The organism is Rhizocola hellebori (genome assembly GCF_016862955.1).
Taxonomy (GTDB): domain Bacteria; phylum Actinomycetota; class Actinomycetes; order Mycobacteriales; family Micromonosporaceae; genus Rhizocola; species Rhizocola hellebori.
Genome location: NZ_BONY01000029.1, coordinates 29,416 through 45,016, shown reverse-complemented (window position 1 = coordinate 45,016; position 15,601 = coordinate 29,416). Strand labels below are relative to the sequence as shown.

11 protein-coding genes and 1 pseudogene are annotated in these 15,601 nt (G+C 64.3%); 4 read left to right on the top strand and 8 right to left on the bottom strand.

Translation table 11 applies throughout. The features are described from left to right. Positions 1-164 precede the first annotated feature (164 nt). Positions 165-1,070 (top strand): LysR family transcriptional regulator, encoded by a 906-nt coding sequence (locus Rhe02_RS23470; RefSeq protein WP_203910483.1) that lies wholly within the window; start codon positions 165-167, stop codon positions 1,068-1,070. Between the two features lie 20 nt (positions 1,071-1,090). On the opposite strand, the gene Rhe02_RS23465 is transcribed toward Rhe02_RS23470, so the two are convergent. Next, positions 1,091-1,729, bottom strand: coding sequence for a response regulator (locus tag Rhe02_RS23465; protein WP_203910482.1), 639 nt, complete (start codon positions 1,727-1,729; stop codon positions 1,091-1,093). Beyond that, positions 1,717-2,952 carry a sensor histidine kinase gene (locus tag Rhe02_RS23460; protein WP_203910481.1) on the bottom strand — a complete coding sequence of 412 codons (1,236 nt, stop codon included), beginning with the start codon at positions 2,950-2,952 and terminating at the stop codon, positions 1,717-1,719. Before Rhe02_RS23460 ends, Rhe02_RS23465 begins: the two co-directional genes overlap by 13 nt. Before the next feature lie 224 nt (positions 2,953-3,176). On the opposite strand from Rhe02_RS23460, the gene Rhe02_RS23455 reads away from it, so the two are divergent. The 3 genes from Rhe02_RS23455 (at position 3,177) to Rhe02_RS23445 (ending at position 6,626) form a co-directional block, all read left to right on the top strand. After that, the gene (locus Rhe02_RS23455; protein ID WP_203910480.1) at positions 3,177-4,448 is read left to right on the top strand and encodes an alpha/beta hydrolase family protein; all 1,272 of its coding nucleotides are present in this window, start codon (positions 3,177-3,179) and stop codon (positions 4,446-4,448) included. An 89-nt stretch (positions 4,449-4,537) separates the two neighbouring features. Next, entirely contained in the window at positions 4,538-5,146 is a 609-nt protein-coding gene (locus Rhe02_RS23450; protein ID WP_203910479.1) for a type 1 glutamine amidotransferase family protein, read from the top strand. A 241-nt stretch (positions 5,147-5,387) separates the two neighbouring features. Beyond that, entirely contained in the window at positions 5,388-6,626 is a 1,239-nt protein-coding gene (locus Rhe02_RS23445) for a S8 family peptidase (protein ID WP_203910478.1), read from the top strand. 169 nt (positions 6,627-6,795) lie between these two features. Here the strand turns inward: Rhe02_RS23445 and Rhe02_RS23440 are convergent, their stop codons facing one another. The 6 genes and pseudogenes from Rhe02_RS23440 to Rhe02_RS23415 all read right to left on the bottom strand — a co-directional run bounded on the left by Rhe02_RS23440 (position 6,796) and on the right by Rhe02_RS23415 (position 15,582). After that, a complete protein-coding gene (locus Rhe02_RS23440; RefSeq protein WP_203910477.1) occupies positions 6,796-7,323 on the bottom strand; it encodes an NUDIX domain-containing protein in 528 nt (175 codons plus the stop codon). Positions 7,324-7,353: 30 nt separating this feature from the next. Further along, positions 7,354-8,538, bottom strand: a complete 1,185-nt coding sequence (locus Rhe02_RS23435; RefSeq protein WP_203910476.1) for a helix-turn-helix domain-containing protein — start codon at positions 8,536-8,538, stop codon at positions 7,354-7,356. 1,607 nt (positions 8,539-10,145) lie between these two features. After that, positions 10,146-10,514: a transposase gene (locus Rhe02_RS50985; protein WP_373320685.1), complete on the bottom strand. Its 369-nt coding sequence runs from the start codon at positions 10,512-10,514 to the stop codon at positions 10,146-10,148. A 59-nt stretch (positions 10,515-10,573) separates the two neighbouring features. Continuing rightward, positions 10,574-10,717 (bottom strand): annotated as a pseudogene (locus Rhe02_RS23425) (NUDIX domain-containing protein); the annotation flags it as partial. Positions 10,718-10,976: 259 nt separating this feature from the next. Then, positions 10,977-13,343 carry an FxSxx-COOH system tetratricopeptide repeat protein gene (fxsT, locus tag Rhe02_RS23420; RefSeq protein WP_203910473.1) on the bottom strand — a complete coding sequence of 789 codons (2,367 nt, stop codon included), beginning with the start codon at positions 13,341-13,343 and terminating at the stop codon, positions 10,977-10,979. 877 nt (positions 13,344-14,220) lie between these two features. After that, a complete protein-coding gene (locus tag Rhe02_RS23415; RefSeq protein ID WP_203910472.1) occupies positions 14,221-15,582 on the bottom strand; it encodes a HEPN domain-containing protein in 1,362 nt (453 codons plus the stop codon). Positions 15,583-15,601 lie beyond the last annotated feature (19 nt).

The following is a 15,601-nucleotide window of genomic DNA, read 5'->3' as shown; positions in this document are numbered from 1 at the left end:
GTCGATCAACGCTGACTTCGGCCGCTCCGTGATAACGCGTCGGTTATCACACCCGCTCTGACCTGGTAGTTCGTGATGCCGAGGGTCCTCTGGGGTGACATGTCACGATCATCTTTCGTATGCTGTCGACCTTGGGCTGACTCGACCGCGGATCGGAGGCGCACGTGGAGATACGAGACGTCGAGATCTTTCTGACACTCGCCGATGAGCTCCACTTTGGACGGACCGCCGAGCGGCTGCACGTCTCGCAAGCCCGGATCAGTCAGGCGATCAACCAACAGGAGCGCCGCATCGGCGGTGCGCTCTTCGACCGGTCCAATCGCCGCCAGATCCGCCTGACGCCCCTTGGCTGCCAGCTGCGTGACGACCTGCGGCCGGTCTACGAAGGCTTGCGGGCCAGTCTCGAGCGGGCTCAACTTGCCGCCCAGGGCATCACGCACGTGCTGAGGGTGGGCATGCTTTCTATCAACGGCTACGACCTGCGGCCGGTCTGGGAGACGTTCCGGGCCCGCCACCCGCGATGGAAGCTGCGCCTTCAGAATGCGTCCTTTGTGGACCCCTTCGCCGGACTGCGCAGTGGTGAGATTGATGCCCTGCTGGTCTGGCTACCGGTCGACGAACCAGACCTCACTGTCGGCCCAATAGTCTTTGCCGAGACTCGCGTCCTCGGTGTGGCGTCCGACCACGAACTGGCCCGCCGCAAGTCCATCTCCGTGGAAGACATCGGCGACTTCCAGCACCCAAACGTGCCTTCCTCCAGCCCCGACTACTGGCTCGACGGGTACATACCGTCCCGCACCCCCAAGGGCCGTGCCATCGATCGCGGCCCGATCGTGCGAAGCCATGAGGATTACCTGACGCTGATCAGCTCCGGGGAGATCGTTACCCTCTTCCCCGGGCACGTGACCCGCTACTGGTCCCGGCCAGACATCGACTTCGTCCCTGTCCGCGACATGAGCGCCCTGCCCTACGCCCTGGTGTGGCACACCGAGTCGGAGAACAGTCTCACCCGCGCCCTCGCCCAGGTCGTCCGGGACCTCGGCCCGGTCAACATCCCCTGCGGGACCTGATCGCTCGGAAAGCCTTGGTTCTAGGCGTGGTCGAGGTAGCTCAGGACGGCTAGGACGCGCCGGTGGTGGTCGGCCGAGGGGGGCAGGCCGAGCTTGGCGAACAGTGAGTTGATGAGGTTGCTGACCGACTTCTCGGTGACGGCGATCCGGGCGGCGATGGCGGCATTGGAGTGGCCTTCGGCCATGAGGCGCAGCACGTCGCCTTCCCGGGTGGTGAGGGTGGCCAGGGTGTCGGGCCGGTGCAGCAGGCGCGCGATGACGTCGGGATCCATGACGGTGGCGCCCGCCGCGACCCGGCCAACCGCGTCGATGAACTGGCGCACGTCGGCGACGCGATCCTTGAGCAGGTACCCGACCGCACTGGCACCGTCGGCGAGCAGCTCCCGTGCATACAGCCGCTCGACATACTGCGAGAGCACCAGTATCGGCAGGCCGGGGACGGCGCGGCGGGCGGCCACAGCGGCGCGGAGTCCTTCGTCGGTGAAAGTCGGTGGCAGCCGGACGTCGACGACCGCGATATCCGGTTGCTGGGCAACGATTCGCTCGGCCAGGCCGGTGCCGTCGGCTGGGGTGGTCGCCACGTCCATGCCGTATGCGGTCAGCATCCGGGTCAGCCCGTCGCGTAGCAGGGCCTGGTCCTCGACGATCAGGACGCGCACGGCAGCCGCATGTCGAGTGTGGTGGGGCCGCCCGATGGGCTGCTGATGCGCAGGGTGCCGTCGAAGGCTGACAGCCGCCGTTGGATGCCGAGCAGGCCGGTGCCGCGTGACGGATCGGCGCCGCCGCGGCCGTCGTACACGGTGATATGTAAGGTTTTTTCGGTGTCGACGAGCGTGACATTGACCTGCCTGCCGCCGCTGTGGCGGATCGCGTTGGTGACCGCTTCGGCGATGGCGAAGTAGGCGGCGGCTTCCACGGGCGCGGCCAGCCGCCGGTGCAGCCGCAGGTCCAGCCCGACCCGGAACGCACTGTTGAGGGCGAGGGCCTCGACCGCTGCGGCCAGCCCCCGGTCGGCCAGAACCGGCGGGTGGATGCCGCGCACCAGGTCGCGCAGCTCGGTCAGCGCGACACCGGCACCGGCGCGGGCCTCGACCAGCAATGCCTTGGCGCCGGCCGGATCGGTGTCGATGACGTCCTCGGCGACCCCGAGGTTCATAGCCAGCGCGACCAGCCGCGCCTGCGCGCCGTCGTGCAGATCGCGCTCGATGCGGCGCAGCTCGGAGGCAGACGCGTCCACGGCCGCCGTGCGGGTGGCGGTCAGCCCGTCGACGCGGGCGGACAGGCGGGCCGCGGTGGTAGGCCCGAGCAAGATCGCGGCCAGCCGGGCCTGACCGCGCACCAGGTGCCGGGGCAACAGGTAGGCCAATGCCGCCAACCCAATTCCTACCGGAACCAGGATCCAAGTCAGCGGTCCGGAGCGGCCGGTCCATTCCAGCACCGCCGGGTCGAACCCGGTCGGTTCGGGCAGCAGCACCCGCAGAACCGGGGCGGTGACGCACTGGGCCGCGCCCAGCCACAGCCCGACACACAGCACGAGGCTGCCCAGGCCCACGATGAACTGGCAGGCCAGCCAGGCCAGATCGCGCCAGGTTCCGGGATCGCCGAGGACCGTCCGCAGCCGGGCCCACGACCCAGAGGGCGGCTGCCGGTAGGGCGAGGGCACTGGGCAGCCCAGGACAGCCGCCGCGCGCCGTCGTTGGACACCGGCGAGCCGACGGCACATCCATACCACCCCGGCGAAGACCGCCAGCCCAAAGCCGCCGGCGAGGCTGGCAGGCAGGGCCAATGCGACCAGCGCCAGCAACAGGGGCGCGGGCCCGCCGATGGCGGCGCCTGTCGCGAGCCATCCCAGCTCGCGCAACCGGTCATGCCTTCTCGCCATGCCGAGACGTTAGCCGCATCCCCGTCGGCGGCGACAGGGTGCCAGCACCCCGAGCGCGCCAGGTGTGCTCGCCCTTGGCCAACGGCCGCTCATCGGCGAGCGTGGCAGGCGCCGTACCCGCCGAAGGGAGAGTCGCAATGCGACAGTGCAGAAAGCTATTGGTAGTCATAACAATGGCGACGTTGGGGTTGCCGGCATCGCCTTCGAGTGCGGCACCGTCGGGCGTGACTGCAACGGAGGTGTCGTTTGCCGGCAACGATGGTGTCGTGCTGCACGGCACGATCCTCGCCCCGGCCGGGTCGCAGCCGAAACCCGGCATCGTCATGCTCGAAGGCGCCGGCAACCGCGGCCGGCAATACCTGATGCCTGAAGCCGAAGCCTATGCCCGGCAAGGAATAGTGACGCTCGTCTATGACAAACGCAGGGTTGGGTACTCTCTGCTGCACCGCGACTATTCCGTCCTGGCCGACGACGCGTTGGCCGGCGTGCGGCTGCTGCGCGCCCGGTCCGATGTGGACCCAGACCGGCTCGGGCTGTGGGCGCTGTCAGAAGGTGCCTTCGTGGCACCGATCGCGGCGAACCGCTCGACCGACATCAGATATCTGATCACCGTCGGCGCGGTCGGCACCACCACGGCCGTGCAGACCGCCTGGGCCTACGGAACCTACCTCGAGCACGCCGGTGTCAGCGGATCGCTGCCCCGCACTCTGCAAACCACTGCCGTGCGTGCGGCAATCGGCGCGGGCATCTTCCCCGAGGCGGACTTTGACCCGATGCCGCACTGGCAACAGGTGCGCCAGCCCGTCCTCGCCCAGTGGGGCCAACTCGACCGCGACAGCCTGCCCGCGTTCAGCAGCCGCCGGTTGCGTTCCGCGCTCGAAAGCGGTGGCAATGCCTGCCACGCCATCCGCATCGTCGCGGGAGTCAACCACAACCTTCACCTGACCGCCGACGATGGCTTCGACCGCCTGCCTACCCTTCCCAATGATTATTCCGGGTACGAGGCCGCCTGGATCAACGATCCATGCCGCACCGCCGCCGGCCCGGGCGTGACGCTCGCGGCCGAACCCGCCCCACCCACCATCCCCAGGCCTGGCTGGTCCGACAGCCGCTGGGCGTGGCTGGCCATGCTGGCGATCCTGTTCGCCGCATACGCCGCCTACGCCATAATCCCGGCGACAATACCGATACCGCGCCCGGCCGCATGGGCGGCCATCCTCGCCCCCGTCACCGTCGCCGGTTCGCTTGTCTACCTTGTATTCCTCCTGGCCACCGCTGCCAAGGTCACCGGACCTCTGGTTCTCGGCCGCCCCCTACCCTGGCTGGTCCTCCAACTGCTCGCCGTCGCCACGACCGCCGCCACCATCGCGGTCGTCGCCACCTGGCGCCATGCCCGGAAACTGGCCGCCGCCAATCGGATCCGGCTCGGTCTGCTTACTTTCGGCGCTGTGCTGACCACCCTATGGACGCTTCAGTGGAACCTCCTCGTCCCCTGAACTGGGTCTCGGATGGTTGCCCGGCGTAAGAGCCACGAGCTGACAATTGGCTCTAGCTAAGCGGTATACCTTTCGCCACAGTAGGTCTCATGCAGGTCGCGGTGGTCACCTTCGACGGGTTCAACGAACTGGACAGCTTCATTGCCTCCGCGCTGATCAATCGATGCCGCAAGCGTGGCCTGGAAGCCTTCATCACCACACCAACGCCGACGGTCACCTCGATGAACGGTGTCGAGGTGACCGGACAACGCCCGATGGAGTTCGCGATCGAGGCGGACGTGGTGCTGATCGGCAGCGGCGTAAAGACGCGCGACGTAGTGGCCGATGACCACCTGATCTCCCGCCTGACACTGGACCCGTCGCGACAATTGATCGGCGCGCAATGCTCCGGAGCACTGGTGCTGGCACGTCTGGGATTGCTCGCTGACATGCCGGCGTGTACCGACATGATCAGTCGCCCATTCGTCGAAGCCTGCGGCGTGACCGTGCTAGACGCGCCCTTCCACGCCGAGGGCTCCATCGCCACCGCGGGCGGCTGCCTGGCCTCGCAGTACCTGGCGGCATGGGTGATGTTGCGCATGCTCGGAGAAGACGCCGTCCACGACGTCATCGGTTACGTCGCACCTGTCGGCGAAAACGCCGCCACCATCCAACGAGCCCTGCGCGCCGTGCGGGCGGACGAAGCCGCTCTACGCTGACGCAGCCGCTTGCTGTTCGACGTGAACGGTCAGCGGGACGGTCTCGTGTCGCGCTGGTGAATCACTAACCATGTGCGCCTCCGCACGGGCATCCGCGATTCCCAGACCTTGGCTGAGGCCCGCCAATTGGAAGATCCTTCGTGAGTGGCCAGCCCTCAATTTCATGTCATGTCATGGCCATATGCGCATGATAGTGATGTCGATACATTCCCATGTATCGAATCAATAGAGGGAGGACAATGTGATCAGCAAACCGTCCCGCAAACTGACCATCGCTGCCGTCCTGGCCACCTTCGTCGGCGGACTCGCCGGTGCCCCCTCCGCTTCCTCGGCCCCACCCGCGCAACAGGCGGGCGCTCCCGACATCATCAGGTACGCCGACACGGAAGAGGCCGTGCCGAACAGCTATATCGTTGTCTTGCATCCAAACACCTCGCCCGACGCCACCCCGGTCATCGCCGATGACATCACCAAGCGCACCAACACCAAGAAGTCCTGGGTCTACGCCTCGGCTTTGCAGGGGTTCGCGGTCGAGGCCACCGAGACTCAAGCGCTGGAGATCTCCCGAGACACCCGGGTCGCTTACGTGGCGCAGGACCAGATTTACACGACGCAGGCGCTGACCGTCCAGCCCAGCCCGCCGTCGTGGGGGCTTGACCGTATCGACGAGCGTTCGCTGCCGCTGGATGCCAAGTACCACTACCCGAACAATGGAAGCTCGGTGGTCGCCTACGTGATCGACACCGGGATCCTGTTGACACACAACGAGTTCGGCGGCCGGGCGTTTTGCGGCTTCGACCCGTGGGGGATGGGCTGTGCGCCTTGCAACCAGGGACACGGCACGCATGTGGCCGGTACCATCGGCGGGGCGACGGTCGGCGTGGCCAAGGGCGTGCGGATCATTTCCGTCCGGGTTTTCCAGTGCTCCGGCAGCACCACGTCCGCCATCGTGATCGCGGGCATCAACTACGTGGCGTTCGCTCAGTCGATCAACCCGGCTCAGCGCAGCGTCGCCAACATGAGCCTCGGCGGCGGCGCTTTCGCGCCAATGGACACCGCGGTGACGAACGCGATCGCAGGCAACGTGCACTTCTCCGTGGCGGCCGGCAATTCCAACGCCGACGCCTGCCTGTTCTCCCCGGCTCGGGTGCCGAGGGCGACCACAGTCGGCTCGACCCGGATCAACGACAACCGTTCCGCGTTCTCGAACTACGGCGCCTGCCTCGACCTATTCGCTCCTGGCGAATTGATTTACTCCGCCTGGTACACGGCGAACAATGCCTATGCGACCTTGAGCGGCACCTCGATGGCCTCACCACACGCCGCCGGCACGGCGGCCATGTGGCGACACAAGTTCCCGGCCGACAACGCCGATCAAACCGCGACGGCCCTCGCCGCCAACGCCACCCCCGGCGTAGTAATCAACCCCGGCCCGCTCTCGCCGAACCTGCTCCTTTTCATGGGCATGATTCCGGTCTAACAAACTAAACACCGAGGGGCCGCACGCTCAGCCGCGCGGCCCCTCGCCCATGCGCAGAAACAGCTGTCTTACCGGATCTGGCGGCGCTGCCCACGTAGGTCTCCGGTGATGATCCCAGCGAAGACAGCGTGCCGACAAGCATCGCTCCGACCGCGGCGTGAGGCTGAACTCAATGTTCTCGATGAATACCATTATGTAGATATCCAATCGAATGACTAGCTAAGTGGCTTATCGCCCTTTCCACCCGTGCCCACACATAGGACCTCAGCAAACCCTTGGCTTCTTCGTCCGTCACGAATCGCGCTTCCCTCAGCTCCCCGCCTTCCTCCAGCCGGATCGCCGCCTGGTCCTCGGCGCTCAGCACTCCGCCATCGAATACGAACATCAGGGAGTCGTCCCAAGGCCCATGCGGGGCAACCCAATCCACGACTAGCAGGCGGCCGCCGTGGTACTCCAGCCCCAACTCCTCGCGCAACTCGCGGATGGCGGTCTCCAGCGGCGGCTCATTGGCCTCCGCCATGCCGCCGGGAAGGTCCCAGTCCGGCTTGTAGCTCGGGTCGACCAGCAGGATGCGCCCGGCCTTGTCGCGGAACAGCACGTCAGCGCCGACCCGCTTGCGCGGCTGGGTGCGATTGCCGTTCGCGAGGTGGGCTTGCCATGCTTCTGGGTCGCGTTCGTAGAGCGGTGGTTCGGTCACAGGTCAGCCAAGCCGTCCATCTTTGGGGGGCTATGAGCTGGGTACCCATTGCAGCGAGCGACGGTGAGCCAGCTCCTCTCGGAGCAATCCTAAGAAGACGGCGACCTCGGGTTTGAGGCGGTGCCCGAGGAGCGCGCGGCCAAGTGCCTCGAGCTGCTGAAGCACAAGATACGAGCTGACTGTGCGGGTAGCATCGAGCACCTCGCGTGCCACCGAACAGGCTTCGTCAATCTTTCGCTGAGCGATTAGGACGGACACCAGCATCAGTTGGGCGAAGGCGCGGCTGCGGGGTCGGTCAGCAGGTCGCAATGCGACTATCTGTTCGGTCCAGCGCTTTGCGCTGTCGAGCTGGCCAAGAGCAAGGAAGCAGCGCGCCGCTTCCGCTGCCAGCGCCGCATGGTCGAAGTGACTGACCCAAGGTGAGCTGATCTCTGCTTGTTCGCCCTCGAGCGCGCGCTCGGCGAGAAGCAGCCGCTCAGTGCAATGCTCCTCCTCCCGGAGGATGGCGCAGCCGCGGGCCTCCATGGCGAACAGCCGAGACTGAACCCCTGAGTGTGATTGACCGACAGCCAGGCGCTCACGCCCGCTCTGGGCAAGGCGGACGGCTTGTTCTGGCTGTCGCCGATAGTGCGACAAATGACTCAGGCTGGCAAAGATATGCGCACCGAGTTGAGCGTCGTTGCCTGCCGACGCCAGACGGAGGGCTCGGTGAAAATGCTGCTCGGCTGCGTCGTCACGGCCGGCGTCGTGAGCCATCCATCCAGCCATCTCGGTCAGCCCGGCCGCCGCAGCGAAGAGTCCGTCGTTGTCCACGGACACATTGACCCCAAACAGGCGGGGCGCGATCGTGTGCTGAAGATAGCCAGTTACCGCATTGTAAAGATGAGTGCCGCCCACCTGGCGATCGGCCAGACGGAATGACCGCATCGCAGAAAGATCGTCGGCCGGATCGGCGGCATTTGGGAACGGCGCCATGATGGGTCGCCAGACATCCTCTGGCCCGACCGCGAGCAGAGCGCCCAACTCTTCAACAGATACCTTGAGCGCCACGGCTAAATTCGGCCGCTGCCATGGTTGGGGCTCAGTCTCTCCGCGTTCCCACCTGATAACGGTCGTGCGATCCACGCCTAGCTGCTCGGCCAACTTCTCCTGGCTCAAGCCAACGAGCCGTCGACGCTTGGCAAAGCGGACTCTTTTCATGATGACCTTTCGCACCAGCCGATCAGATGCTCTTTGTTCCATTGATGCAGATGACGCCCGATCTGGCAATCTGCGTGCAACGTATCTGCGACATGCGAGGCCATCGGGACGGCACGTTTATGCGATGGAGGTCGTTACGGAGTATCCCGGCGCTCCAACGAGATCACCGCGATCGTCCGACTTGATGGCCAAGAGAACCCCTTCCATCACTATATGGGCGGCCATCTGGATGACCCGAACGCGGAAATGGCAGTGGTGGTGTGCGGCCAAGCCGCAGCGGCTAAAGAAATCCACAAGCGCAGCTTCAATGTGCTCACCGAACGGTGGCCGCGTGGCACTCTCCTACACCTTGCGACTATTGGTGCGGCGCAACGGCGATCTATTCCCGTTGCGAGCCAAAGGCCGACGCTCCAGCCTAGTCTGAATCTGATCTCTGCTCACATTCCCGCCGCACAACCGTTGCCCGACCAACGTATGCGGCCCTTGTGCAGCGTCAACGCGCTGTTTGGCGCGGACCCATTCCACGAGAGTTGGTCGTGACGGCGAGGTGGAATGTCAGGGGTTTCAAACCGCGTGCTACTGACCGACTATCTCGCCGTCACCCGCAGGGTCGCCGGCTGGGAACCGGGACGGTCATCCCCAGGCTCGCAACTGGCGACTGTCGTTTCCGGACGGTGACCTTGCTTCCAACAGGCCTGGGTCGTAGGCGACAAGGGTCCGTGCGGCTTGGTGCAGTGGGAACTTGAACGAACGACCAACCCAAGGAGGTGATGTGGATGGACTGCTACTTCGCGGCGCCAGAGCTCGACAACGGGACGGAAACCGATGTCGAGGCCGAAGGAAGTGAAGCGGCCAACGATGGTGACGACTTCGAGTGACATAACCCAGCCAATCCCCGAGAGGTAAGGAAAAGGCCGAGGCTCCGGGCGTAGCCGTCGGGCCTCGGCCTTCGATTGGAGTGTTGTTATGGGAGGAAGACATCGCTACGCGCGTGGGATGTGGCTGCGAGGTGAGCCAGAACGTCGGGACGATGACGCGAAGGAAGCTGTCGGCGCGGAAGCACGGCCGACCGAGGTGGTCAAGCCTTCGCCATCGTGGAACGACTCCACAATGTGCATACAGATGCTGAGGGATGCGCTGGTAGCCCGGGGATGGGGCGAGGGGGAGGTGCCGGAGATTCCGATGGCAGAGACGGTCGAGAACGACTTACCGGAGCGGCCACTAGGTCTCGGAATTGCCTGGTGGAAGTGAGGCTAAGCGCCAAACCTTGGGATGTTCTAACCAGTGCTCGTTCCTCGTTGAGGCTAGGGGTGTGTCTTAATTGGAGGGTCGTTGATCTGTGGCAGCATGTCTGATCTGTGATCGACGATATGGTGCGGACCTGGGCTCCGGATGATTGTGGCAAGTCGCGGAGCCTTTTGATCCCGGCAGGCGTCTCGCGCAGGCAGGGCGGCGGCAGGCGCCGTGCCGATGACCGGGCGGTGCTCACGGCGATCGTGTACCTAATCCAGGCGGGCTACTCGTGGTGGAGCTGCCCGCGGCAATGTTCGGCGTCCGCCACGCCACCGCGCACCGCGGGTTCACCCAGTGGACCGAGGCCGGGTCGTGGCCCAGATCCATCTTCAGGTGTTGCATCGTCTGGGTGAGGCCGGGCAGATCGCCTGGGCGCGTGCGGTGGTCGATTCGATCTCAGTGCGGGCTGAAAAGGGGCGCTGAAACCGGTCCGAGCCCTGTTGCCGTGGAAACCGGGGAAGCAAGCTACACGTACTGTGTGACGAGCAAGATCTTCCGCTGCGGTGCTCATCTCGGCCGCCAATGTCAACGACGAGCAGCCCGAACATCGCCGCGGGCAGTACCCGCCAGGAGCAGCCGGTCCGGACCATGTACACCATCACTGCCGCGAGCACCGCCCGGTCGTCGGTCCTTCTTCGGCCACCACGCTGCCGACGTCGTGCCGGCACCAATAACAGCGGCTGCACGATCTCCCACATGTCATCAGGCGCCCACGTACGCACCGTGCCATCGATCACAGATCAGACATGCTGCCACATCAGGCGACTCTCCAATTGAGACACTTTTTAAGCCCTTCCTCAATAGTCTCGGCTAGTTCGAGAATGCCGCCGGGGATTTGCCACTGGCCGTTGTCACGACGTTGGATCACTAGGACGTGGCCACCGTCTTTGGTCACCACTGCTGCGACACTAACGGAGACGTTGACACGTACGGATTAGTTAGCGCTTCGGGATTTGGTGTCACGCCCACCTGGGGCGTTCTTTGTGTCCGCCCAGCGGAATGGCCGGGCGGCGCTTTATCCCGTTGGGCGGACATGTGCAGCCCGTTAGGGTCTCCTTGAAAGAGGTACAGGAATCTGTCACCGAGCTGAGACCTCACATGCAGTCGCGCATCACTTGTCACACCAATTCACGCCCACTCAGCCCGCCGAGTACGAGACCTCACAAGGTACGGCGGCTGGTACCACCCAGCTGCTGTTCGACGATGCCGAGGCTAGTCAGGGTTGTAGCGACATTGGGATGGTCAGGCCCAAATACCGCCTCCTTGATGGCCAGTGCTCGTGTGAGGGCGGCCTTGGCGGCCGCCAGATTACCCAGCTGCCGTTCGACGTTGCCGAGGTTGGTCAGAGTGATAGCGACCTCGAGGTGGTCTTCGCCGTGTACCGCCTCCTTGATGGCCAGCGCTCGCGTGAGGGCGGCCTTGGCGGCCGCCAGATTACCCAGCTGCCGTTCGACGATGCCGAGGTTGGTCAAAGTGATGGCGACATTCGGGTGGTTTACCCCGTGCGCCTTTTCGTCGATGGCCAGTGCTCGTGTGAGGGCGGCCTTCGCGGCCGCCAGATTGCCCAGCTGCCGTTCGACGTTGCCGAGGTTGGTCAGAGTGATGGCGACCTGAGGGCGGTCTTCGCCGTGTACCGCCTCCTTGATGGCCAGTGCTCGTGTGAGGGCGGCCTTGGCGGCCGCCAGATTGCCCAGCTGCCGTTCGACGATGCCGAGGTTGGTCAGGGTGATGGCGACATTCGGGTCGTCTGGCCCATACACCGCCTCCTTGATGGCCAGCGCTCGCGTGAAGGTGACCTTGGCGGCTGCGGAGTCGCCTAGTTGCTGTTCGACGATGCCGAGGTTGGTCATGGCGATGGCGACCTCAGGGTGGTCTTCGCCGTGCACGGCCTTTTTGATGGCCAGCGCACGCGCAAGGACTGTTTTGGCGTTGACAAACTCGGCCCGTACCTGCAAGTAAAGGCCAAGCTGGGCGAGTGCGATAGCGGTGTTCGGGTCGTTGGGTGCGTGATCCGCCGCGATGGTGATATGCGGTGCTAGCTGGGCGCAGACCGGCCAGGTAGGAGGCTCCCATGGCTGATCAGGCATCAACTTGGCGAGCAGGTTGATGGTGTGCTGTGCCCAGGCAGCGTGATCTTGATCGTGGGCGGATAGCTGATGGCGAGTGACGAAGGAGACCAACCGGTGGACACGCACGTGCTCATCGTCCAACCGGGACAGCAGTGACGCCTCTACAAGGGCAGTTACAGCCTCTATTCGCTGCAGTTCGTCGGCCTCGGCGAGATTTGCGGTCAATTCGTCGGCCAGCAAGTCCGGCTGCGACAGCAGCACGTCAAGGTTGATTTCGTCGGGGTCCAGGAAGGCGCACAGCTGCAGCAATTCTGCGGCTGCCGGTTGGTGCGCGGCGAGCCACTGGAAGTGGATTAGCCAGGTGGTGGCGACACTGTCTGGGTAGCCGTCGCCTGCGCCAGCCGCCAACAGCCGACCTGCTTGCTGGCGGTCGCGGAACAAGTTCAGGTATGCGGTGGTTGATAGACCGCCTGCCCGGCGCATGTAGGCCACTGCTTGCGCCAGCGCCAGCGGCAAATCCCCTAGCAGCTCGGCTAGCTCGTCCAGTTGCGGGCCGGTCTCGCCGGTGCCGTGGGCTAGGAACGCTACCGACTCGCCACGCAGGAATTCGGTGACACCGACCGGGTTGCCCAGCCCTGCCCACTGCCGCGACCGAGAAGTGATCACGACATGGCCGCGTCCTGGTGGGATCGACTTGCGTACCGCCTCGGCGTTAGGTGCGTTGTCGAACACCAATAGCCAATCGGCGCGGTCTTGTAACACCGCATACACGGCGGTGGTCATCTGCTCCTGGTCGGCGACGACGGGCACACCGAGGCCTGGCCCGAGGGAGGTCAGGTCTTCGGTCAGCGTCAGGGCGGACTCTGCGCGTATCCACCACGCCACCCGATACGTGCTGCGAGCTAACGCCTGGTGCGCGAATTCTAGCGCCAGCTGCGATTTGCCAATCCCGCCCAGGCCGTGCATGGCGGTCACCGCCACAGGCCCGGCGGCCAGACCGGATTTGAGCTCGTCAAGCAGATTGGCGCGGCCGGTGAAGTCCGGGTTACGCGGGGGAAGGTTGGTAACTCGGCTCGGCAGCACCACCGCCGCCCGTTCGTGGTGGTGAATTTCGTTGCCCATCACCACCTTGTCGATCTGTTGTGAGGTGATGACCCGGGCGTGGTCGCCAAGCAGCGGTCCGGGTGCAGAGGTATCGATGCCGGTAGTGTCATCGGCCAGCTCCTGCCGCGCCTGCCACCACGTCCACAGCAGAGCCACCAGCACCGTGGCGGCGGTAAGCGCAGCGGCCCACCGGAACGGGTGGTCGCGCAAGGTCAGCAGCGCGGTAGGCCAGTTCTCGCGGCCCACGTCGCTGGCCGCGTTGACCGCTAGCGCAGAGGCGGTACTCACAATCGCCGTGGCACCAGCCCAGATCAACGCGCCGAGCTTGAGGCGGAAACTTTTGCCAGCCTTCACGGACCATCCCAAGAGGTGAGGTAGCGCCGCCATCATTGGAGCTGTTCAATGCGACCGACAGTATCGACCAACCAGCGGACCCCACAGCGGCTCAACGTTCGAAACGGTGCAGGCCAACACGACGAAGTATGACAGCTGTTCCCGGCCGGAGTTCCTGCCAGCCGGAGGCTGGTCTTGCAGATCTGGGATGGCGACGCTTCGGCTGGGCGGGTGTGGCGTTGCGTTGGCCGGGGGCAGGTTTGCCGAGGTCTGGGGCGGGTAGCCTCGGCCGCCTGAGGCCCACGGCAATCTACAGGGCGCGGATTTTGATCGATCCGGCGACGGTGGCGATGTGGGCCGGGCACTCGATCGAGATCCTGTTCCGCATCGACGCGGCCTGGCTGGCGAACAAGATCGATGAGGGTTTCGGGCGGTGAAACTTGGGCGCGAATGGGGCGTGATCTACCGACGACAGCCGCGAAAGCCCAGGAACAGGCCGGACACGGCCGGATGGGCAGGCATCGACAAGGATGCTGGTCAGAAGGAGGATTCGGCTGGTCAAGCCCCAAGATCAGATTGTGCGCTTCGTGGAGCTGATTTCAAACGCATTATTTATAGCAGATCTGAACAAATTTGTCGATATGGTAGATCAGCTGCCGCAAGCCGTCCCGGAAGCTGAAGCCCGTACGTGCCTATGCGGTTGTGGAGGCAGAGTCAGCGCAGGTAGGAAGTTCGTGAATCTGGCTCACTACAATAGCGCTCGCACCATCTCGCGGACCCAGACGGACAGCCTTGTCGCCGAGTTCCGGCAAGGGATCCCACAACGACAGCTTGCTGACCAGTACGGCATGAGTCTCAGTGCCGTTAAGCGGCTGCTGAGGCGGAATCGAAATGCAGGTTAGTTCAAGCCCATGGCTGTCCGAAGGTCGTCCCGCTGCCGCCCATCCTGCAGAGCCGCATCGAGCTGCTCCGTAAAGAACTTGCCGCTGTAACTGTGGGAGGACGACGTTGCAAGGCAAAGGAAGCCGACGATGATCCGACGTACGTGGTCACGCAGTACCGAGTAGTTCTTCAGGCAGGCCTGATGTTTGGGCTTCAGCGGCGCGCCGTGGACGACCTTGCTCCGTGTGTCATAGAACGCCTTCATGTCGCCAAAGATTGCCGTTCGCTCGGCGTCGCTCGAAGCAAGCAGGCCAGCCATGCGAAACGACAATCTGAAAATGATCTCGTTTTCAGTTCCCAGTAGCGCCTCTGCGGCGGTAACAAGGTCCACCATGCGGGTGTCTGCCATAGCCGGGATTCGGTCGTAGCTTGAATGAAAGGACCGTAGGGCCAGGTCGAGGTTGTAGGGCGTTCGGCCCTGCATGGCCCCGATTACGGTCAGCTGGTCATAGAGCGTCGTCACACGAGCGATGTCCGAAGTGGATATAGAGAACGGTGGGCCGGGCCAGCGCGGTGAGGTGCCATGGGTGGAAGAGCCGCCATTTGGCGTAAACCCGCTTCCGGCTGGACGATTCGTGAGCATCCGTCCAATCACGGAGTCGCCACCGATATGGACATCTCCCTCCTTCGCGAGACGAAGGGCGCGGATCATTCGATGGGACTTCATGATCGGCTCGGTGGTGCCGCCCAAGATGAGGTTGGTGGGGGCCTTTGGCACCAGCTCTTCGGCCAGGAGGATGAAGTTGCTCGCGTAGTTCCAATCGCTGTAGAGCGTCTTGACCTGGAAGTCGCTCCACCCATGCTCCTCGAACCCATATGTGGTGCGGTCATGGATGGAGATGCCGTCACCGAGATCGAGAAACTGAGCATCACTCACAAAGTTCTCAAGCTGACAGACCGAAAGGAAGCGCCAGTACGGCGTGGTCAGCTCCTCGACGAATGATGCCCAGGTCTGATCAAATGCCGTTGTGTCGAACTCGGGAGCGTGGTGGCGCTCAAGGCAGTCATAGGTGAACTGCAATACGACGCGACCAACTTCTGAAGGATCTGCAATGTCCGTAAAGCCCGTGACGAGCAAAAGCGCCTCAGTAGACGGGGCGAACGATCCCAGACCGGTGACCTCGCGATCGCCGGCGTCGCTGTACAACGCAGTCCTATGTACGCCGAGCTTGAGCTGGCTACTGTCATCCCTCGCTCTGACTAAGACCTCTTGCGCCAGCTTGTGGAGGCAGCTTTTGAGCGTATCCATTCGGCTCGCCGGCTCGCCTTCGTTTCCAGTCGGCTCGCGGTCTTCGTCGCCTACAACGTCAGTCGTCATTGCCCACTCTCGTGCCCCA